Source organism: Streptomyces sp. NPDC016851 (genome assembly GCF_055562795.1).
In genome coordinates this window covers 471,806-490,635 of record NZ_JBVHEP010000003.1, presented here as the reverse complement: position 1 = coordinate 490,635, position 18,830 = coordinate 471,806, and the positions used below count along the sequence as shown (strand labels likewise).

Annotated in this window: 22 protein-coding genes; 10 read left to right on the top strand and 12 right to left on the bottom strand. The window is 71.0% G+C overall.

Annotation, left to right across the window (positions count from 1 at the left end; genetic code table 11):
* Positions 1–108 precede the first annotated feature (108 nt).
* Together ACZ3I3_RS07670 and ACZ3I3_RS07665 are read right to left on the bottom strand one after the other, a co-directional pair.
* The gene (locus ACZ3I3_RS07670) at positions 109–279 is read right to left on the bottom strand and encodes a hypothetical protein (protein WP_467363330.1); all 171 of its coding nucleotides are present in this window, start codon (positions 277–279) and stop codon (positions 109–111) included.
* On the bottom strand, positions 279–1,055 hold the full coding sequence (locus ACZ3I3_RS07665; RefSeq protein WP_467363329.1) for an SDR family NAD(P)-dependent oxidoreductase: 777 nt from the start codon (positions 1,053–1,055) through the stop codon (positions 279–281). Before ACZ3I3_RS07665 ends, ACZ3I3_RS07670 begins: the two co-directional genes overlap by 1 nt.
* A 127-nt stretch (positions 1,056–1,182) precedes the next feature.
* Here ACZ3I3_RS07665 and ACZ3I3_RS07660 point away from each other — a divergent pair, with 127 nt between their 5' ends.
* Positions 1,183–1,617, top strand: coding sequence for an ester cyclase (locus tag ACZ3I3_RS07660; RefSeq protein ID WP_356929795.1), 435 nt, complete (start codon positions 1,183–1,185; stop codon positions 1,615–1,617).
* Between the two features lie 31 nt (positions 1,618–1,648).
* Here ACZ3I3_RS07660 and ACZ3I3_RS07655 read toward each other — a convergent pair whose 3' ends face one another.
* Positions 1,649–1,984: a YnfA family protein gene (locus tag ACZ3I3_RS07655; RefSeq protein WP_466103387.1), complete on the bottom strand. Its 336-nt coding sequence runs from the start codon at positions 1,982–1,984 to the stop codon at positions 1,649–1,651.
* A gap of 82 nt (positions 1,985–2,066) precedes the next feature.
* Positions 2,067–2,474, bottom strand: a complete 408-nt coding sequence (locus ACZ3I3_RS07650; RefSeq protein ID WP_467363326.1) for a winged helix-turn-helix transcriptional regulator — start codon at positions 2,472–2,474, stop codon at positions 2,067–2,069.
* Positions 2,475–2,599: 125 nt separating this feature from the next.
* On the opposite strand from ACZ3I3_RS07650, the gene ACZ3I3_RS07645 reads away from it, so the two are divergent.
* Positions 2,600–3,490 carry an NADP-dependent oxidoreductase gene (locus tag ACZ3I3_RS07645; RefSeq protein ID WP_467363324.1) on the top strand — a complete coding sequence of 297 codons (891 nt, stop codon included), beginning with the start codon at positions 2,600–2,602 and terminating at the stop codon, positions 3,488–3,490.
* Here the strand turns inward: ACZ3I3_RS07645 and ACZ3I3_RS07640 are convergent.
* Complete coding sequence (locus tag ACZ3I3_RS07640; protein WP_467363322.1) at positions 3,487–4,317, bottom strand: DUF6597 domain-containing transcriptional factor; 831 nt, start codon at positions 4,315–4,317, stop codon at positions 3,487–3,489. The two genes, ACZ3I3_RS07645 and ACZ3I3_RS07640, sit on opposite strands and share 4 nt — an antisense overlap.
* Before the next feature lie 62 nt (positions 4,318–4,379).
* Here ACZ3I3_RS07640 and ACZ3I3_RS07635 point away from each other — a divergent pair, with 62 nt between their 5' ends.
* The 5 genes from ACZ3I3_RS07635 to ACZ3I3_RS07615 all read left to right on the top strand — a co-directional run bounded on the left by ACZ3I3_RS07635 (position 4,380) and on the right by ACZ3I3_RS07615 (position 9,618).
* Positions 4,380–4,985, top strand: a complete 606-nt coding sequence (locus ACZ3I3_RS07635) for a TIGR03086 family metal-binding protein (RefSeq protein ID WP_467363321.1) — start codon at positions 4,380–4,382, stop codon at positions 4,983–4,985.
* A gap of 58 nt (positions 4,986–5,043) precedes the next feature.
* Positions 5,044–6,120, top strand: coding sequence for an LLM class flavin-dependent oxidoreductase (locus ACZ3I3_RS07630; RefSeq protein ID WP_467363319.1), 1,077 nt, complete (start codon positions 5,044–5,046; stop codon positions 6,118–6,120).
* Between the two features lie 116 nt (positions 6,121–6,236).
* On the top strand, positions 6,237–6,956 hold the full coding sequence (locus ACZ3I3_RS07625) for a response regulator transcription factor (protein ID WP_467363317.1): 720 nt from the start codon (positions 6,237–6,239) through the stop codon (positions 6,954–6,956).
* Positions 6,957–6,974: 18 nt separating this feature from the next.
* Positions 6,975–8,375, top strand: coding sequence for a HAMP domain-containing sensor histidine kinase (locus ACZ3I3_RS07620; RefSeq protein ID WP_467363385.1), 1,401 nt, complete (start codon positions 6,975–6,977; stop codon positions 8,373–8,375).
* A gap of 196 nt (positions 8,376–8,571) precedes the next feature.
* On the top strand, positions 8,572–9,618 hold the full coding sequence (locus tag ACZ3I3_RS07615) for a LacI family DNA-binding transcriptional regulator (RefSeq protein WP_467363384.1): 1,047 nt from the start codon (positions 8,572–8,574) through the stop codon (positions 9,616–9,618).
* Between the two features lie 41 nt (positions 9,619–9,659).
* Here ACZ3I3_RS07615 and ACZ3I3_RS07610 read toward each other — a convergent pair whose 3' ends face one another.
* Together ACZ3I3_RS07610 and ACZ3I3_RS07605 are read right to left on the bottom strand one after the other, a co-directional pair.
* Positions 9,660–10,463 (bottom strand): GNAT family N-acetyltransferase, encoded by an 804-nt coding sequence (locus ACZ3I3_RS07610; RefSeq protein ID WP_467363316.1) that lies wholly within the window; start codon positions 10,461–10,463, stop codon positions 9,660–9,662.
* Positions 10,464–10,557: 94 nt separating this feature from the next.
* Complete coding sequence (locus tag ACZ3I3_RS07605; protein ID WP_467363315.1) at positions 10,558–11,037, bottom strand: MarR family winged helix-turn-helix transcriptional regulator; 480 nt, start codon at positions 11,035–11,037, stop codon at positions 10,558–10,560.
* A gap of 87 nt (positions 11,038–11,124) precedes the next feature.
* Between ACZ3I3_RS07605 and ACZ3I3_RS07600 the strand changes: the two genes are divergently transcribed.
* Positions 11,125–11,982, top strand: coding sequence for an alpha/beta fold hydrolase (locus ACZ3I3_RS07600; protein ID WP_467363313.1), 858 nt, complete (start codon positions 11,125–11,127; stop codon positions 11,980–11,982).
* Between the two features lie 37 nt (positions 11,983–12,019).
* On the opposite strand, the gene ACZ3I3_RS07595 is transcribed toward ACZ3I3_RS07600, so the two are convergent.
* From ACZ3I3_RS07595 to ACZ3I3_RS07580, 4 genes are all read right to left on the bottom strand, one after another.
* Positions 12,020–13,522, bottom strand: coding sequence for a SulP family inorganic anion transporter (locus ACZ3I3_RS07595; RefSeq protein ID WP_467363312.1), 1,503 nt, complete (start codon positions 13,520–13,522; stop codon positions 12,020–12,022).
* 269 nt (positions 13,523–13,791) lie between these two features.
* A complete protein-coding gene (locus ACZ3I3_RS07590) occupies positions 13,792–14,694 on the bottom strand; it encodes a phosphorothioated DNA-binding restriction endonuclease (protein ID WP_467363310.1) in 903 nt (300 codons plus the stop codon).
* 48 nt (positions 14,695–14,742) lie between these two features.
* Positions 14,743–15,753, bottom strand: a complete 1,011-nt coding sequence (locus tag ACZ3I3_RS07585; RefSeq protein WP_467363308.1) for a zinc-dependent alcohol dehydrogenase — start codon at positions 15,751–15,753, stop codon at positions 14,743–14,745.
* Entirely contained in the window at positions 15,746–16,177 is a 432-nt protein-coding gene (locus ACZ3I3_RS07580; RefSeq protein ID WP_467363307.1) for a tautomerase family protein, read from the bottom strand. Before ACZ3I3_RS07580 ends, ACZ3I3_RS07585 begins: the two co-directional genes overlap by 8 nt.
* Positions 16,178–16,314: 137 nt before the next feature.
* Here ACZ3I3_RS07580 and ACZ3I3_RS07575 point away from each other — a divergent pair, with 137 nt between their 5' ends.
* On the top strand, positions 16,315–16,899 hold the full coding sequence (locus ACZ3I3_RS07575; protein WP_467363305.1) for a TetR/AcrR family transcriptional regulator: 585 nt from the start codon (positions 16,315–16,317) through the stop codon (positions 16,897–16,899).
* On the opposite strand, the gene ACZ3I3_RS07570 is transcribed toward ACZ3I3_RS07575, so the two are convergent.
* Positions 16,889–17,410, bottom strand: a complete 522-nt coding sequence (locus ACZ3I3_RS07570; RefSeq protein WP_467363304.1) for a tautomerase family protein — start codon at positions 17,408–17,410, stop codon at positions 16,889–16,891. The genes ACZ3I3_RS07575 and ACZ3I3_RS07570 overlap by 11 nt on opposite strands.
* A gap of 602 nt (positions 17,411–18,012) precedes the next feature.
* Here ACZ3I3_RS07570 and ACZ3I3_RS07565 point away from each other — a divergent pair.
* Positions 18,013–18,420 carry a hypothetical protein gene (locus ACZ3I3_RS07565; RefSeq protein ID WP_467363303.1) on the top strand — a complete coding sequence of 136 codons (408 nt, stop codon included), beginning with the start codon at positions 18,013–18,015 and terminating at the stop codon, positions 18,418–18,420.
* Positions 18,421–18,830 lie beyond the last annotated feature (410 nt).

Genomic DNA, 18,830 nt, shown 5'->3' with positions numbered 1-18,830 from the left:
ACCGGCATCCCGGTCGAGGGCCGTCGTATTGACGATGTGGCGTGAGCCTAGAGCGCCAGTTCAACTGCCGTTCGGGTGATCGAGGATGTTCACTCCTGTGAGTGAGAGCTACTTCGGGGCATGCAGCACCGCGTAGATCATGACGAACGCCACGATGTGGATGCCGAAGAGGAAGTAGGCGAGCCACCACCACATGTGGCGTTCGTTCTTCGTCTCCTGGGTGAGGCGCTGTTGTTCCCGCTCCCGCTGCTGTTCCGGGTCACCTGCGGTGTCCGGCATCACAGGTCCCGGTGGACCTTCGTGTTGGAGGCCTGGGCGCGGGGGCGCAGGACGAGGAGGTCGACGTTGACGTGGCTGGGGCGGGTGACCGCCCAGGTGATCGTGTCGGCGACGTCGTCGGCCGTGAGGGGCTCGGCGACGCCCTCGTAGACCTTGGCCGCCTTGTTCTCGTCGCCGCCGAAGCGGGTCAGGGCGAACTCGTCCGTCCTGACCATGCCGGGGGCGATCTCGATGACGCGGACCGGCCGGCCCACGATCTCCAGGCGCAGCGTCTCGGCGAGGACGTGCGCGCCGTGCTTGGCGGCGACGTAGCCCGCGCCGCCCTCGTAGGTGCCGTGGCCCGCGGTGGAGGAGACGACCACGACCGTGCCGTCGCCGCTCGCGATCAGCTTGGGCAGCAGGGCCTGGGTGAGGTTGAGGGTGCCGATGACGTTCGTCTCGTACATCTGGCGCCAGTCGGCCGGGTCGCCGGTCGCGACCGGGTCGGCGCCGAGTGCGCCGCCCGCGTTGTTGACCAGCACGCCGATCGTCTTGAAGGCCGTGGCGAACTCGTCGACCGCCGCGCGGTCGGTGACGTCGAGGGCGTACGCCGTGGCCTGGTGGCCCGCCTTGGTGATCTCCTCCGCCAGCGCTTCGATGCGGTCCTTGCGGCGGGCGGTGAGGACGACGCGGTAGCCCGCGGCGGCGAGCTGCCTGGCCGTGGCGGCGCCGATTCCGCTGCTCGCACCGGTGACGACGGCGATGCGGGAGGCTGCGGACGGGGCGGCGGTGGCCATGGGAGCTCCTCGGACGTGGTGGGCGGTGCCGGGCCGGCGTCGGCCTGAGGCTTCCGGCCAGGATAGGCGGGCCCCGCGGTGGGAGAATGAGGGCGGGTGATCCCCTGACACTTTCCGGAGGTGGATCATGGGCGAGGCACGTGAGGTCATGGACCGGCTGACCGACGCGGTCACCACGCACGCCGATCTGAAGGTCATCAGCGAGCTGTACGCCGAGGACGCGGTCGCCTTCACCCCCGACGAGGGTGAGCTGCGCGGGCGCGACAGCATCGTCGAGTACTGGCGGACGATGACGGAGGCGGTCCCCGAGGCGACGTTCCAGTCGCTGCACTCCTACGAGGTCGGTGACACGGCCATCGACGAGGGGATCTTCAGCGGGCGGAACACCGGGCCGCTGGAGCTGCCCAACGGCGAGACGCTGCCCCCGACGCAGAAGGAGATCAGGATCCGTGGGGTGGACATCGCCACGGTGAAGGACGGCCGGATCGTCGACTACCGCCTGTATTTCGACGAGATGGACTTCCTGGGGCAGCTGGGGCTGCTGCCCGACGAGCCGTTCTGAGTCCCCGGCCGGTCGATTTCCTCGAGGCCGGTCAGTTTCCTCGCGGGGCGTACATGATCACTGCCATGCCCGCGAGGCAGACGAGTGCGCCCGTGATGTCCCAGCGGTCCGGGCGGTAGCCGTCCGCGACCACGCCCCACAGGATCGAACCGGCGACGAAGATCCCGCCGTACGCGGCGAGGACGCGCCCGAAGTGGGCGTCGGGCTGGAACGTCGCGACGAAGCCGTACGCGCCGAGCGCGAGGACGCCGCCGGCCGCCCACAGCCAGCCCCTGTTCTCGCGCACGCCCTGCCAGACCAGCCATGCGCCGCCGATCTCGAAGAGGGCGGCGACGACGAAGAGGGCGGCGGAGCGGAGCACGAGCATGGTGGCCAGCTTCGCATGCCCGTGCCCTGGCCTCGGTTTCGGCGGGATGGCTCCCGGGCGGCGCGCGGTGCGACGCCCGGTGCTAGTCGGCGGGGCTCTCGGCGTCGTAGCGCTCGCGGGCCTCTTTGACCTCGTCGAAGTGGTTCTCCGCCCAGTCCTTCACGGCGGTCAGCAGCAAGGCCAGGTTGTGGCCCAGGGGGGTGAGTTCGTAGTCGACGCGGACCGGGACGGACGGGGTGACGGTGCGGGTGAGGAGGCCGTCGCGTTCCAGTGAGCGCAGGGTCTGGGTCAGCATCTTGGGGCTGACTCCGGCGATCTTGCGGCCGAGGTCGCTGTAGCGCAGGGGCCCGGGGGCGAGGGCGGACACGACGAGGCTGACCCACTTGTCGCTGATGCGGTCCAGGAGCTGGTTGGTGGGGCAGCTCTTGATGAACGCGTCGTACTCGACGCGGGCCTGTTCGCGGCGCTGGGCCGCGGTCATGGTCGCCATGGCTCACCTCTGGGGTACATACGCACTCCTGGGTAACTACTTACTGAAAGATAGTAACTCTTCCTAGGGTTGTTCGCAGTGATCGGGAGGACATCCCGGATACCGACAATCCAAGGGGAGTGGCTGTGCGTGCTGTCGTGGTGAACTCGTTCGGTGGCCCGGAGGCCGTGCAGGTCGTGGAGGCCGAGGTGCCGGAGCCGGGTGCGCGGAAGGTGCGGATCAAGGTCTCGGCGGCCGCGCTGAACCCCGTGGACGCGGGTGTGCGGGCCGGCGTCTTCGGGGGTGCGGGGAAGAGGATCGGACTCGGCTGGGACGTCGCCGGGACGGTGGACGCGGTGGGTGTGGCCAGTTCGTGGAGTGTCGGGGACGAGGTGGTGGCGCTCGACTACGGCGTGGCCAAGCCGCTGGGCACACACGCCGAGTACGTCGTCGTGGACACGACCGCAGTGGCCCTGGCGCCCGCCACGGTCGATCCCGTCCACGCGGCGACGCTGCCGCTGAACGCGCTGACCGCCGTGCAGGCGCTGGATCTGCTGGAGCTGACGTCGGACCAGTCGCTGCTGGTGACGGGTGCGGCGGGGGCGGTCGGCGGGTACGCCGTCCAACTGGCCGTGCACCGGGGGATAGCGGTGACCGGGCTGGCACGCGAGGGGGACGAGGAGCTCGTGCGGTCCTTGGGGGCCGGGCGGTTCACCGGCGGTGCCGTCGCGGACCGGAGCTTTGACGCGGTGCTGGACGCCGCGGTCCTCGGTGAGCCGGCCCTGGCGTCGGTGCGGGACGGCGGCCGCTACGTCGGTGTCATCCCGCAGGCCCAGCCCGCCTCCGTCCGGGGGGTGCGGACCGATGCGGTCGAGGTCGGTGCCGACGGGGCGCAGCTGGCGGACCTGGTGCGGCTGGTGGACGAGGGGGTGCTGACGACGCGGGTGGCCGAGACGTTCGCTCTGGACGATGCCGTCAAGGCGCATGCCCGGCTGGAGGAGGGCGGCGTGCGGGGGCGCCTGGTGCTCGTGCCCTAACGCCCGGCTCGGGCTCCGGCGGCGTATGCCGCCGGGGGTACTCCCACCGTCGTCGTGAAGTCGCGTACCAAATGGGCCTGGTCGGCGTAGCCGAGGTCGGCGGCGAGGGCGGCCCAGTCGACGTCGCTGCGGCTGCCGGCCTGTTCCAGGGCCTCGTGGATGCGGTAGCGGAGGATGACCCACTTGGGGCTGGCGCCGACATAGGTGGAGAAGAGCCGTTGCAGCGCCCGCACCGACAGTCCTCGCGAGCGGGCGAAGTCGCCGACGCGGCGTACGGTGCGGTCCGCCTGGATGCGCCGGACGAGGTCGATCGCGAGGTCGGCCTGCGGATCCGGGTCGCAGGGCAGGGAGAGCAGGAAGGCATCGAGGGCGGCCACCCGGGCGCGGTCGTCCGCAGGGGTGACGACCGCGCGGGCGGTGTCACCGGTGACCTGCGGGAACACCTCCTGGGCGGGCAGCGTGCGGCCCGTCCACCGGGAGACCGGCACCCCGGGGGCGTACGGCCGGAATCCGCCAGGCCGGAACTTCGCCCCGCAGACCCGGCCCCGGCCGGACAGCTTCCTGGTGTACAGGCCGAGTGCGACGCCGGTGACCTCTCCGTAGGGTGCGTCCTCCTCGTCCGCCCGGTCCCACTGGAAGGTGAGGTTGACGGCGGGGTGCGGGACGATGTGGGAGGCGTAGGGCGCGGGCAGGTCCCAGTCGATGAGCCAGTACCACTCGACGTACCGGCGCAGCGGCTCGGCGGGCTCGTGGCGGCGGAATCGCACGCGGTTCAGCAGCCCGGACGGGTCGACGATCCCGCGGGTGTCGTGGCGGGGTGCCTCCATGGCCGGATCGTACGTCGCGTTTCTTCAAGAAGGGCGGCCCCGAGCGTCCCTACGGTCAGTGCATGGACACCGAGCGCAGTGAAGTGAAGAGCCACACCCTGGGCGATCTTCTGGCGGTGGCGCGTGAGCGGGCCGTTCCTGTGGTCCGGGCGGTTCCCGACGAGGCGCTCTCCGCGCCCACACCGTGTGCCGACTACGACGTGAAGGGCCTGGTCAACCACCTCTTCCAGGTGGTCGTGGAGTTCCAGAAGCTGGCCGCCAAGGGGGAGTCGGACTTCTCCACGACGCCCGACCGGGTCGGCGCGGGACCGGACTGGCGGGAGCGGTTCGCCGAGGAGGCGGACAGACTGGTGGCGGCCTGGTCGGCGCCGGGTGCCGAGGAGGGCACGGCAGGGGCGTGGCAGATGCCCGCGCGGCTGGTCGGCTCGATGGCGTTGCTCGATCTGACCGTGCACGCGTGGGACCTGGCCCGGGCCACGGGCCAGGAGTACCGGGCGGACGACGGGATGGAACCGGTCCTGGAGCAGCTCGCCGGCACGGTCGCCGAGCTGGCCCCGACGGCCCGGTCGACGGGTGTGTTCGCGGAGCCGGTGCCGGTGGCGGAGGGTGCGTCGGCCTTCGAGCGGCTGCTCGGGCAGACCGGCAGGGATCCGTACCGGACGGGATGACCTGTCTGTTGGCCCCCAGGTATGGTTGAAGGGTAAACAACCTGGAGGGTGAGCGAGCATGCAGTTCGGGATCTTCAGCGTCGGCGACGTCACGCCCGACCCGACCACCGGCCGGACGCCGACCGAACGCGAGCGCATCAAGGCCATGGTCGCCATCGCGCTGAAGGCCGAGGAGGCCGGGCTCGACGTCTTCGCCACCGGCGAGCACCACAACCCGCCGTTCGTGCCGTCGTCCCCGACCACCATGCTCGGCCACATCGCCGCCCGCACCGAGCGGCTGATCCTCTCCACCGCCACCACCCTCATCACCACCAACGACCCGGTGAAGATCGCCGAGGACTTCGCGATGCTCCAGCACCTGGCCGACGGCCGGGTGGATCTGATGCTGGGCCGCGGCAACACCGCCCCCGTCTACCCCTGGTTCGGCCAGGACATCCGGCAGGGCATCCCGCTCGCGATCGAGAACTACGCCCTCCTCCACCGGCTGTGGCGCGAGGAGGCCGTCGACTGGGAGGGGAAGTTCCGTACGCCGCTGCAGGGCTTCACCGCCACGCCCCGCCCGCTGGACGGCGTACCGCCGTTCGTCTGGCACGGGTCGATCCGCTCGCCGGAGATCGCCGAGCAGGCCGCGTACTACGGCGACGGCTTCTTCCACAACAACATCTTCTGGCCGGCCGAGCACACCCGGCGCATGGTCGAGCTGTACCGGACGCGGTACGCGCACCACGGGCACGGCACCCCCGAGCAGGCGATCGTCGGGCTCGGCGGGCACGTGTTCATGCGGCGGAACTCGCAGGACGCCGTCCGTGAGTTCCGGCCGTACTTCGACGTCGCGCCGGTGTACGGGCACGGGCCGTCGCTGGAGGACTTCATGGCGCAGACACCGCTGACCGTCGGCTCCCCGCAGCAGGTGATCGAGAAGACGCTGGCCTTCCGTGACTACGCCGGCGACTACCAGCGCCAGCTGTTCCTGGTCGACCACGCCGGGCTGCCGCTGAAGACCGTGCTGGAGCAGATCGACCTGCTGGGCGAGGAGGTCGTACCGGTGCTGCGCAAGGAGTTCGCCAAGGGCCGCCCGGCCCATGTGCCGGACGCCCCGACGCACGCGGCCCGGCTCGCCGCGGCCCGAGGGTGAGAGGACGGTAGTCACCGGGCCCGTGGTTGCGCGCCCCTGGTGAGAGGGCAGTAAGAAGGACGCTCCGGCGCAGCTCATCCGGTCCCGCGGACCCGGCGGCGGGGCACACTGGACGCGTGTCCCAAACAGTGCTGCTCGCCGAAGACGACCGCGCCATCCGCAACGCCCTGGAGCGCGCCCTGACCCTGGAGGGTTACCAGGTCATGGCGGTCGCCGACGGTGTCGAGGCACTGGCGCAGGCCCACCGCAACCGTCCGGACGTCCTCGTCCTGGACGTGATGATGCCCGGCATCGACGGGCTCCAGGTGTGCCGCGTGCTGCGCGCCGAGGGCGACCGGACGCCGATCCTGATGCTGACCGCCCTCGTGGAGACCGCCGACCGGATCGCCGGCCTGGACGCGGGCGCCGACGACTACGTGGTGAAGCCCTTCGACGTGGAGGAGGTCTTCGCCCGGCTGCGCGCCCTGCTGCGCCGCACCAGCCCGGTGGGCGTCGGCGCCGCACCCGCGGCCGAGGCGCCCCGGCCGGTCCCCGAGCGGTTCATCGAGGCGGCCGGCATCCGCATGGACCCGCAGGCGCGCCGGGCCTGGCGGGGCGCCCGCGAGCTGGAGCTGACCCGCACCGAGTTCGAACTGCTGGAGCTGCTGGTCCGCAACGCGGGCATCGTCCTCGACCACTCGACGATCTACGACCGTATCTGGGGCTACGACTTCGGCCCCGGCTCGAAGAACCTCGCCGTCTACGTCGGCTATCTGCGGCGCAAGCTCGACGAGCCGGGCGCGCCGCAGCTGATCCACACGGTGCGTGGCGTGGGTTACGTGCTGCGGGAGGACTGAGTGGGCCGCCTCGGCCGGATGCTGGGCGGGCGGCGGCTGAAGCTGGTCTCGCTGCGCACCACGTTCGCCGTGTCGTTCGCGGCGGTGACGGCGGCCGTGACGATCCTGGTCGGCATCCTGTCGTACAGCGCTGCGGCCCGGCTGGTGCGGGTGGACCAGCAGACCGTGTTCGACGAGGTCGTGCAGGACCTGCGGGGCGAGGTGCGGGAGAACCGCATGACGCCCGGCGACTTCTCGTCCGCCGCGCCGGGCCACGACCTGGTCCGGCCGGCCCGGACGGATGTGCAGGTGCTCGGTCCGGACGGCCATGTCGTCGACCCGGGCAGCCCCGGACTGCCGGTCACCGGCGCCGACGTACGGATCGCCGGGGCCCTGACCTCCGGGCGGGTGGCCGAGCACAAGGACGTCGACGTGGGCGACGACGTCTACCGTGTCGCGACCGTCTCCCTCGGCGGCGGCCGGGGCGCGGTGCAGGTCGCGCAGGAGTTCAGCGACGTCGAGGACCTGCTGCGGGCGCTGCAGCGGCGGACGCTGCTGCTGATGGCCGCCGTGGTGATCGCCGCCGGCCTGTTCGGCTGGTGGCTGGCCCGGCGGATCACGCGCCGCCTGGTCGTCCTGACCGACGCCGCCGAGGACGTCGCCCGCACGCGCCGGCTCGGCATCCAGGTGCCCGTCGCCGGGCACGACGAGGTGGGCCGGCTGGGCCGGGCCTTCGACCGCATGCTGGGGCGGCTCGCCCAGTCCGAGGAGGACCAGCGCCGTCTGGTCCAGGACGCGGGCCATGAGCTCCGTACGCCGCTGACCTCCCTGCGCACGAACATCTCCCTGCTGCGGCGGATCGACGAACTCCCGCCCCGGACCCGTGAGGAACTGGTCGCCGATCTCGGCCAGGAGGCCCGTGAGCTGACCGACCTGGTCAACGAGCTCGTCGACCTCGCGGCCGGGCAGTCCGACACGGAGCCGCCGCGGCGGGTGGACGTCGCCGACCTCGCGGAGGAGGTGGCGGGCCTCGCCCGGCGCCGCAGCGGCCGGCGGATCCTGCTCCGCGCGAGCGGCGACACCACCACCGACGGGCGGCCCGGGATGCTGACCCGGGCGCTGTCCAACCTCGTCGAGAACGCGGTGAAGTTCGACCAGGGCGGCACGACCCCCATCGAGATCGTCGTGGCCGGGCCCGCCCGCCCGGGCACGATCCGCGTGGAGGTCCTCGACCGCGGCCCCGGCATCGCCGACAAGGACCTCGACCGCGTCTTCGACCGCTTCTACCGCGCCGCCGACGCCCGCTCCCTGCCGGGCTCGGGCCTGGGCCTGTCCATCGTCCGGGAAGTGGCCCTCGCACACGGCGGAGCACCGTTCGCGTTCCGCCGGGACGGGGGCGGGACGGTGATCGGGTTCACGGTGGGCGGGGGGCTGGACTGACCCGGGTCGGCTTCGAGCCCCTCGGGACAACGCTTGCAAGTTTGGGGCGGACTGTGCCGAAGTCCATGTGTTACCTAGGAATAACCGCTGGCTGGCCGGGCCACATCACCATGAAAGCGCTGTCACATTTCCGAGGCCGGAGGGCGAATTCCTGTGCTACCGTCCGCTCATGCCTCCAGCTCAACGGCACCCCACGATGGCCGACGTCGCCGAACGGGCCGGGGTCTCCACCTCCACCGTCTCGCGCACACTGCGCGGCCTGTCCACGGTCTCGCCGGAGGTGCGGGCCCGCGTCGAGAAGGCCGCGCGCGAGCTGAACTTCGCCGTGTCCCGGCAGGCCGCGAGCCTGGTCACGGGCCGGACCGGGACGGTGGCGGTGCTGGTCCCGACCCTCAACTCCTGGTTCATGGGGTCCGCCCTGTCCAGCCTGGCCCCGCTGCTGCGGGCGGCCGGCATGCAGCTGAACGTCTACGAGGTCCCGGACCTGGCCGAGCGCACCGCGTTCTTCGAGCACCTCCCGGCACGCCGCAACGCCGACGCGCTCCTGGTGTTCTCCTTCGACCTCACCGACGAGGAGACCGCGCGGCTGGACGACCTCGGCATGCCGGTGATCTACGTCAGCCGGCACGTCGAAGGACGCCCGAGCATCTACGTCGACGACGTGGCCGGTGCCCTGCACGGCACCCGGCACCTGCTCAACCTCGGCCACCGCCGGATCGCCTTCGTCCAGACGGCGGGAGCGAGCGGCTTCTCCTTCAGCTCCAACGAACGGCTGCTGGGCTACCAGCAGGCGCTCACCGAGGCGGGTGTCCCGCTCGACGACGACCTGGTGGTGTCCACGCGGGTCGGCGACAAGCGCGCCGCCGCCGAGGTGCTCGGCATGCTGCTGAGCCTGCGCGAGCCGCCCACCGCCGTCTTCGCCGAGCAGGACGAGGTCGCCGTCGCCCTCATCTGGAACCTGCGCAAGACGCAGATCGCCGTACCCGAGCGGATCTCCGTGCTCGGCTTCGACGACCAGCCGCTGGCCGACTGGTTCGACCTGTCCACGGTCGCCCAGTCACCGTCGGACATGGGACGGCAGGCCGGTGAACTGGCGCTCAAGCTCATCGACGACGACGGGGCGGATCACGAGCGGCACGTCGTCCTGCCGACGTATGTGATCCCGCGGGCGACGACCGCTCCGGCGGCCCGGGCCAGGGGCTGGGACGAGGGGGAGCGGGGCGGCGAGCAGGTGCGCGAGTGACATGCGCGAGTGACATGCGCACCCTTGGAAGAACCGGCTGATCAATCCTCGAGGGCGAAGAACCGCATCGGTGAGTTCGCCTCGAAGCCGATGCGCGGGTACACGGGCGCTCCGGCGGCGGTGGCGTGCAGGGTCGCCCGGGTCAGTCCGGTGGCCCGCCCGCCCTCGTGCAGGGCCTTGCGCGTCACCGCTTCCCCGTATCCCCGGCGCTCCCACGCCGGATCGGTCGCGACGAGCAGCACGAAGAGGCGGCCGTCGGCCTCGACGGTGGCGGCGCAGGTGACGGGAGTGCCGTCGGCGCGCACGCCCAGGTAGGCGTGCACCTGCCTCTTCCACAGCGAGGAGCGGCCGAGACCGTCACGGCCTTCCTCGAGCGGGAAGCCGTAGGCACGGGAGTTGAGGTCGGCGAAGGCGCGCAGCTGCTCGTCCGTCGTCACGCGTACGAACGTCAGGTCGGGGTGGGCGGGTTCGGGGAGGGGCAGCAGGTCCCCCGCCATGCCCGTCCCGGCGAAGGCGTGCACGAGCCCGGCCCGCTCGGCGGCGTCCCCGAGCCCCGCGCGTGCCTCGTCGTCCAGCAGGTCCTCGAAGACCCACAGAAAACCGGGGTGCTCCTTCGCCCGCATGACCTCCGCGACCTCGTCGAGCCGCTGCTTCAGCAGCCCGGCGGTGGTGCCGGGTTCGGTCAGCGTCACGCAGTTCCAGAAGGCGAACCGGCAGTCGGCCCAGCGGACGGCGATCCCCGGCAGATCGCGGACGTCCGCCTGCGGATCCCGGTCGAGCACCATGACCCGCCACACCGTGGCGAGCTGCTCCACCGATTCGATCGCGTCCCTGAGATCGCGCATGACCATTCCCCCCAAGTCGGCAGCAGAGCCCGGGAGTTGCCCGGCCCCGTACACGTACTGCCCTTCCCGGGGCCGGCTCATCCCGCCCGTGTTCTCACCGTCCGGCGGAGCCGTCCTGCTGGGCCCGGCGCCGGGCGGCGGCCACATCGCGCATGGTCTGCAGAAAGCGCCGCACCGTTGCCAGCTCCTCCTCCTCGAAGGACCGCATCTCGCCGACCATCTCGTGGATCAGCGGCCCGAAGAACGACCAGCCCAGGGCGACGGCCTCGTCCTGGACGACCAGCAGCACCCGCCGGCGGTCGCGGGTGTCCCGTTCCCGGCGCACGAGTCCCATCCGCTCGAGCCGGTCGACCAGGGCAGTGGTCGATGCCGAGTTCACACCCAGCTGCGCTCCGAGCCATCCGGGGGTGGCCCGCACGCCCTCCCGGCCGGCGTCCAGCAGGTGGATCAGTGCGCGCACATCCGTGGGATGAAGCCCCTCGCGGCCGGCGAACTCGGCAGCGAGAAGGTCCAGTTCCACGGTGACGGCGCGCAGCAGATGGACCAGTTGAAGACCGGGATCCTGGTCGTCCACGCTCTCACTCCCGTAATATCTCGACAGTCGAGATTATCGATGACCGAGTAATCATAAGGCGGGGGTCCAATGGGTGAGGTGGAGTCCATGGGTGAGACGGGGGGCCATGGTGACGAGGCGGTCTTCTTCGCGGCGTACGACGCCGTCCTGCGGCAGTGGCCCGTCGAGGTCCACAGCGTCGACGTCCCGTCCCCCTACGGCAGCACCCGGGTCCAGGTCTGCGGCCCTGAGGACGGCGTTCCGGTCGTGCTCCTGCCCGGTGGCGGATCGACCTCGGTGGTCTGGTTCGCCACCGTCGCAGCCCTGGCCCCCGCCCATCGGGTGTACGCCGTCGACCTGATGGGCGACATCGGCCGCAGCGTGCACGACGGGGCGCCCCTGCGCGGCGCCGCCGACCTGGTGGCATGGCTCGACGCGCTCTTCGACGGGCTGGACCTGGACGGGGCCCATCTGTGCGGCCACTCCTACGGCGCCTGGATCGCCCTGAACTACGCGCTGCACGCGCCCCACCGGCTCGGCAGACTCGCGCTGCTCGACCCGACCAACTGCTTCGCCGGCATGAGGGCGCGGTACCTCATGCACGGACTGCCGATGCTGCTGAAGCCCACCGTGGAGCGCATACGGGCCTTCCACCGGTGGGAGACCGGCCGCACGCCCGAGGACCCGGTGTGGCGGGCGTTCCTGGACAGCACCGCCAGCGCCCGGCGTTCGAAGGTCGTCACCATGCGACGCCCCAGGGCAGCGCAGTTGAGGGCCTGTACGGTTCCGGCCCTGGTGCTCCTGGCCGAACACAGCCGGGCTCACGACGTGCCACGCACAGCGGCCGCCGCACGCCGGCTCCTGCCCGACGCGAGCGTCGTCATCCTGCCCGGCGCCTCCCACCACTCCATCCCCACCGAGCGGCCTGCCGGACTCAACCGCCTGCTGGCGGAGTTCCTGGCCTGAGGGGGCGACGGCCGGGGCCGTGGGCAGTGGCTGCCGGTCAGTTCGCGAGTTCGCCGCTGAGCGTCTCGTGGATACGGGCACTGGGCTCGTTCAGGCCGATGATCTCGACGGTCTTGCCGCGCTGGGCGTACTTGGTCTCGACGGCGTCCAGGGCGGCGACGGACGAGGCGTCCCAGATGTGCGCGGCGGACAGGTCGATGACGACCCTGTCGGGGTCGGTGGCGTAGTCGAACCGGCCGACGAGGTCGTTGGAGGAGGCGAAGAACAGCTCGCCCGTCACCTGGTAGACGACCGTCGAGCCGTCGGGGTCGGTGACGGCGGTGACGTCGGCGAGGCGGGCGACGCGCTTGGCGAAGACGACCATCGCGGTGACCGAGCCGACGACGACGCCGATGGCGAGGTTGTGGGTGGCGACGACGCACGCGACGGTGACCACCATGACGGTGATCTCCCCGGCCGGCATCCGCCGCAGCGTCTTCGGCGCGATGGAGTGCCAGTCGAAGGTGGCGACCGACACCATGACCATCACCGCGACCAGCGCCGCCATGGGAATGTCGGAGACGACCGGCCCGAAGACGACGCACAGCACCATCAGGAACGCGCCGGCGAGGAAGGTCGACAGGCGGGTGCGGGCGCCGGACACCCGTACGTTGATCATCGTCTGGCCGATCATGGCGCAGCCGCCCATGCCGCCGAAGAACCCGGTGACGATGTTGGCGACGCCTTGTCCGACGGACTCGCGGGTCTTGGAGGAGTGGGTGTCGGTGATGTCGTCGACCAGCTTGGCCGTCATCAGGGACTCCATGAGCCCGACCAGCGCCATGGCGAGCGCGTACGGGGCCACGATCGTCAGCGTTTCCAGGGTGAACGGCACGTCCGGCAGCCCCGGCACGGGGAGGGAGGACGGCAGCTCGCCCTTGTCGCCGACGGTGGGCACGGCGATGCCGGCCGCCAGGGTGATCACCGTCAGGATGACGATGGACACCAGCGGCGCCGGGACCATGGTGGTGATCTTCGGGAAGAACACCATCAGCGCCAGGCCGGCGGCGAGCAGCGGATAGACCGGCCACGGCACGCCGGTCATCTCCGGCACCTGCGCCATGAAGATGAGGATGGCGAGGGAGTTCACGAAGCCGACCATCACCGAGCGCGGCACGAACCGCATCAGCTTGGCCACCCCGAGCGCGCCGAGGACGATCTGGAACACACCGGCCAGGATCACGGCGGCGACGAGGTAGCCGAAGCCGTGGTCGCGGTTCAGGGGAGCGATCACGAGGGCGACGGCGCCGGTGGCGGCGGAGATCATCGCCCGGCGGCCGCCGACGACCGCGATGGTGACGGCCATGGTGAAGGAGGCGAACAGGCCGATCGCCGGGTCGACGCCCGCGATGATCGAGAACGAGATCGCCTCGGGGATCAGGGCGAGCGCGACCACCAGGCCGGCCAGCACCTCGGTGCGCCAGACCTTCGGATCACGCAGCCAGTCGGGCTTGAGGCCGCGCAGCCGGGCGGCGGGGGACAGCAGTACGGAGGAAGACAAGGAAACAGCAACCTGTCGTGCTCGGGCACATCCCCGGACAGGACGAGGCGTGCGGAATACGGGGCGGAAGGCCGGTCAGGCTTCCCGCGATCGGCCCGCTCACGGGCCGGAAGATTCAGGACGGAGCCGACAGACGCGATCGGACGCGCGTCAGGACTCGGGTCGGGAGTCGGGTCGGCGGCGCAGGATCACGGCGGACAGGCGGCGGCGCCGGGCACCACGGACTCACGCACGCTTCTCTCCCGCTGGCTCGAATTCCAGCTCGAAATTCACGAGCCACTGTACAAGCCCGCAGGGCGTGGCTCGCCGTGGAAGACCTGGCGGGTGTGCCACGCGCGGTGAGCCGCGGCGACAGAGCGCACGCCGGGCTGTGGGCCGATGAGTGGGCGGCCGGCCAGGGCTACGACGTACTCGCGGGCGGCGGGGCTGTGGCCGATGAAGCGCTGTGAGACCAGGATGCGCTCATCGTCCCCCACGCCGAGGACGCCCTTGTCGAAGAGCTTGTGATGCAGCGAGCACAGGCACAACCCGTTCTCGATCGCGTCGGGGCCGCCGAAGGCCCACCAGCGCACGTGGGCGGCTTCCAGCCCGACCGGCACCGCGCCGATCCTGCCGTCGTAGCCGCAGAAGGCACACCGGTACTCGTAGGCGGTCAGGACCAGCTCCCGCATCCGCGGGTCCCGCCGCCGGCGCGGCGCGGCCGGCTGCTGGAGCTCGCCCGGTTCCGGTTCCAGGCCGACGGCCTCACACAGTTCGCCGTGGAGAGAGGGCGGGAAGTGCAGGTCGAGCAGTAATCGCGCGACTCTCCCCAGCAGTTCCGGTTCCCGGCGCAGTGCCGCTTTCAGCTCCGGCGTCAACTGCCCGACGGCGCCCGTCTCCCGGAGGTCCCGTACCCCGCTCCCGGGGCTGCCGGGCCCGCGATCGGTGCGCACTTCCCATACGCCGTCGCTGACCAAGTGGTGGAAGGGATAGGCGGGAGTCGTCTTGTTCGGCGGGCCGTACTCGGTCAGGAGCCGCTGCAGATCCTGCTCCACCGCGCTGTAGCGCAGGCCGTCCTCCGCATCCCGCTGGAACCGGCCGAGGGCGTACAGGAGCAGCAGCGGCTTGTGCGGAGCGCGGGTTCCGCTCCTGGTCCACTGCCTCAGGTTCGCGATGCGCTCCAGCCAGTCCATGGCGGCCGATCGTAGACAAGCCCTCCCGCCCCCGGGGAACAGGGGCGGTCAGACATCCGACCGGACGAAGACCGGCTTGAGGTGTTTCTCCGGCAGCGCGGCCGGCAGGTCCTCCCAGTCGATGACGTGGGAGACGACCCGTTCGGGGGCGACCTTGCCGGAGGCGGCGAGAGCGAGGGCGTCGGGGATGTGGGCGCGTACGTTGTCGCGGGCGACGCGCAGGGTGACGCCGGTGAGGTACATGTCGAGCAGGGGCAGCTCGCCGGGGCGGAAGTGGTTTCCGGCGCTCTCGCAGATCCCCTCCGGGGTGAGGCACTTGACGGCCAGGCCGAGCTGGTCGACACGGCCGGTGGCCTCCACGGCGATGTCGAAGCCCTGCGGGACCGCCTCCAGCGTCTCGGCGCTGGCGGCCCCGAACGCGCGGGCCAGTTCGCGGTGTTCGGGGGCGGGGTCGACGTAGAGCACCTCGGAGGCGCCGAGGGCGCGGGCGATGTCGCACACGTAGAGGCCGATGCTTCCGCGGGCGACGACCAGCACCCGCGCTCCGGGCCGGGCCTCGAGGTGGGGTGCGACCAGGCGCCAGGCCAGGGACCAGTTGTCGCTGGCGGAGGCCATGGCGACCGGGTCGAGGCCGGTGGGCAGGGGTACGAGCATGGCGTCGGCGTAGGGCACGCGCACCAGGTCGGAGAAGAGCCCGCCCCAGGTACCGCCGATCGGCGCGCCGTACATCGCCATGTAGGGCACGGCGGTGCAGTGCGCGGTCAGGCCGGCCCGGCAGCGGTCGCAGTCGCCGCAGTTGACGGACCAGGGGACGACCACGAGATCGCCGGGCGCGACGCCGGTGACGGCGTCGCCGGTCTCCACGACCCGGGCGACGCACTCGTGGCCGAGGGCGAAGGGCGGCTCGACGAAGCCGTGCCCGGCGAGGATGGCGGAGTCGACGTCACACGGGGTGGCGGCCACCGGCGCGACGATCGCCTCGCCGTCCGACTGGATCCTGGGGTCGGGTGCTTCTCGCCATGCGACGGTGCGCTTGGCGACGTAGGTCAGTTCACGCATCGGTGCGCTGCCCCTTCGCCAGTGCCACCAGATCGGCGTACCGGACGACGGAACCGCCCGCGCCCCAGGTGCCGTCGGGTTGCTCGTGCACCAGCACCCACACCCGCAGCGTGTCGTCCGGGCCGAGGCCGGCGGCGCCCAGGACGGTCTTGGTCGCCTCCTCGACCAGCCCCGCCTTGCGGCGCTCGGACAGGGCGCCCTGCGGGACGACGACCTCCACCAGGAAGCGCGGTTCGTCGTCCTCGGCGGTGGTCTGGGCGCCCTCGGGCAGTTCGACGAGGTAGCTCCACGCCTGAGCGCGGAAGAAGGCGGTGTCGGGCGCGCCCTCCCAGCGCAGCAGCACGGCGGCCAGGTCGCGCTGGACGGTCGTGCGCCCCTGATCGGTGAGGGCACCGGTCGGGACGGTCAGCCTGATCATCGGCATGGCAGCTCCTCGAATCGTCGACAGCCACTGTTCGTCGGCGCCCACGGTTCGCCGACGGTCTCTGTCTATGACAGTCGTTATAACGAGTGGCCACGGTAGACTATGACGGCCGTTATAGCCAGAGGGGATGTGCACAAGTGGCCGAGCGAAGTGCGCCGTCGCGTGAGCGGATCGTGGCCGGGGCCGCCGACATGATCAGTCGGCGCGGTCTGAGCGCCACGAGCATCCGGGAGATGGCCAAGCACGCCAAGGCGCCGCTCGGCTCGACGTACCACTACTTTCCCGAGGGCAAGCAGCAGCTGGCCACCGAAGCCGTCCGGTACACGGGCGAATGGGTCGCCCGCAGCCTGCGCAAGGAGCTGGAGTCGGGGCCCGTCGAAGGGCTACGAGCGTTCCTCGCCCTGTGGCGCAGGATCGTCGTCGAGAGCGACTTCCACGCCGGTTGCCCCGTGCTGGCCGTGGCCATCGAAGAGCCTCCGGCCGACGAGATCCCGCCCGCTGTGGCTGCCGCGGCAGAGGTGTTCGCCCAGTGGGAGGCCCTGCTGGCCGCCTCGCTGCGCGAGCACGGCACCGAGGCGGAACAGGCCGCGCAGCTCGCGACACTCGTCGTGGCGGCCGTCGAGGGCACGGTCGCCATGTGCCGCGCCAAGCGCAGCGCGCAGCCGCTCGACGACACCGCGGAACAGTTGCAGGCACTCATCGCCGGCGCGATCAAGCGCTGACCGGCCCGGGTCGGGTACCGAGTGCGGCGCGGACGGCCTCGGCCTTCTCCTCGGTGAACACGCCGGTGTCGAGGAGGGAGAGGATGGACAGCACGCCGCCGCGCGATCCCCAGCTGCCCTCGTCGATCACGCGGAACGTGACCCACCAGGCCGGTGAAGGCTCGGGGAGCCCGCAGGCGTCGGCCATCGCGGCCAGGACGCGTTCGATGACCTCGGCCCGGACCTCCTGGCGCCAGTCCCCGTCCATCACCGTCACGTCGATCACCATGACGTTGGCGTCGGCGTCGGCGTCGGTATCCGGGTCCGGGCGGATGTCGGCGAGGAGGCGCCCGCCGATGGCCATCATGCCGGCCGCGCGCTCGACGAAGTGCACCTGGAACCCGGCCCGCGCGGCCGGGGCGAACCGCCCGACCTCCGGCACGAGCACCGCGTCCGTCAGCGTCTCGGCCAGCGTTCGGCGCTGCTCCCGGCTCAGGCGGCCCTCCGGGGCGTTCACCGTGATGATCGTCATGACGTCCTCCTATGACAGTCGTTATAGACGGCGGTCAGGCTACACCCGCCTATAACGACTGTCATAACGGTCCGGGCGGGACGCCGTCGTCTCGCCTCGGCCGAGGCAGGTCGGTGGTGGCGACGACCTCTTCACGCGCTCCTCGGCCGCCTTGATCGCAAGGGTCGGGGAAACGGGCGCCTCCCGGCTGGCGTGGCTGTCGTGGTTCGAGGTCGGCCACACGCTCGCGTTGGGCGAGCGGCCCTGAGAAGGTGATCTACCGCACGCTCTTGCGGCCGATCTGCGCGAAGAAGGAGATCGCCCTCGTGCTCCGTACGCGACCGCGCCTCATCCTGCGGGCGTTCGTATGGTTTGCCACTGGAAGGACACCTACGGGATCGGGGGCTTCACAGATCGTCACCGAGTGGGTGAAGAGGCGCGTGGTCGCACGCCTTACGCAGAGATGGCTTGAAGGGGACGTCGGCGCAAGCTCGTTTCGGCCGCCACTCCGTCGACTGCGTGGCGGTATCGGGACCTCAGTTCGGGAGTCGGCCCGGATGGTCGGTAGCGACAGTAGCTATCTGCTGGGGCACTCACCACGAACGGGGGAGAACATCTCGATCATGCATGAGACCGAACTCATGGCCGTGGCAACCGGTGCGGCCGGCACGCTCGTTGCCGCCATCGCCGCCTCGGGTGCCGAGAAGGTACGGGTCACAGTTGCACATTTCTTCCGCCGTGCCACCCCGGAGCAGCAGAGAGCAGCCGCGCAGGCTGTGGATGAAACCGCCGCCCAACTCGCCTCGCCGGGTGCTGACACTCTGGCCATGGCGACGAACGCGTGGGCAGAACTCATCGCGTCGTACCTCGCTGAGCACCGCGACGCTTTGAGTGAGGTCGACGAACTGGCCGGGCCTGCCACCTCGAAGGTGTGGAACGAGTACAACACCGGCACAGGAACGTTCATCGGCGGTGACGTTCAGGGCGACATGACCTTCAACTATGGCGGGGCGTCACATGGGGGACGCTGAGCACCGAGAACAGCACAACGGCTCCGGCACGTTCGTGGGCGGCAATGTCCACGGCGGCATATGGCAGATCTTTCTCCCGCCCTACAGCAAGAAGCCCTCCAACAATCGACCATCGCCGGAACGACGTCCAGATCAGGACGACGACGAGACTGACGACTACGAGGACCTCGCAGCCCCCTGATTGCCTCGGCCATGATCGCCGCCACGACGGGCTTAGCCGTCGTTTACGAGGTCATGGGGCGACCCTTGTCCGACGGTGCGTCGCCCCCTGGCATCGCTGAACGCATCATCGGCGGGTTGATTTTTGCCTACGGCTGCTTGGCTGCCATCGCCACGTTCTGCGCTCGTCTGGCCCAAGTCTTTGAACTCTGGTCCGAGCAATGCGCCATCACGGCCACGCAGACACGGGG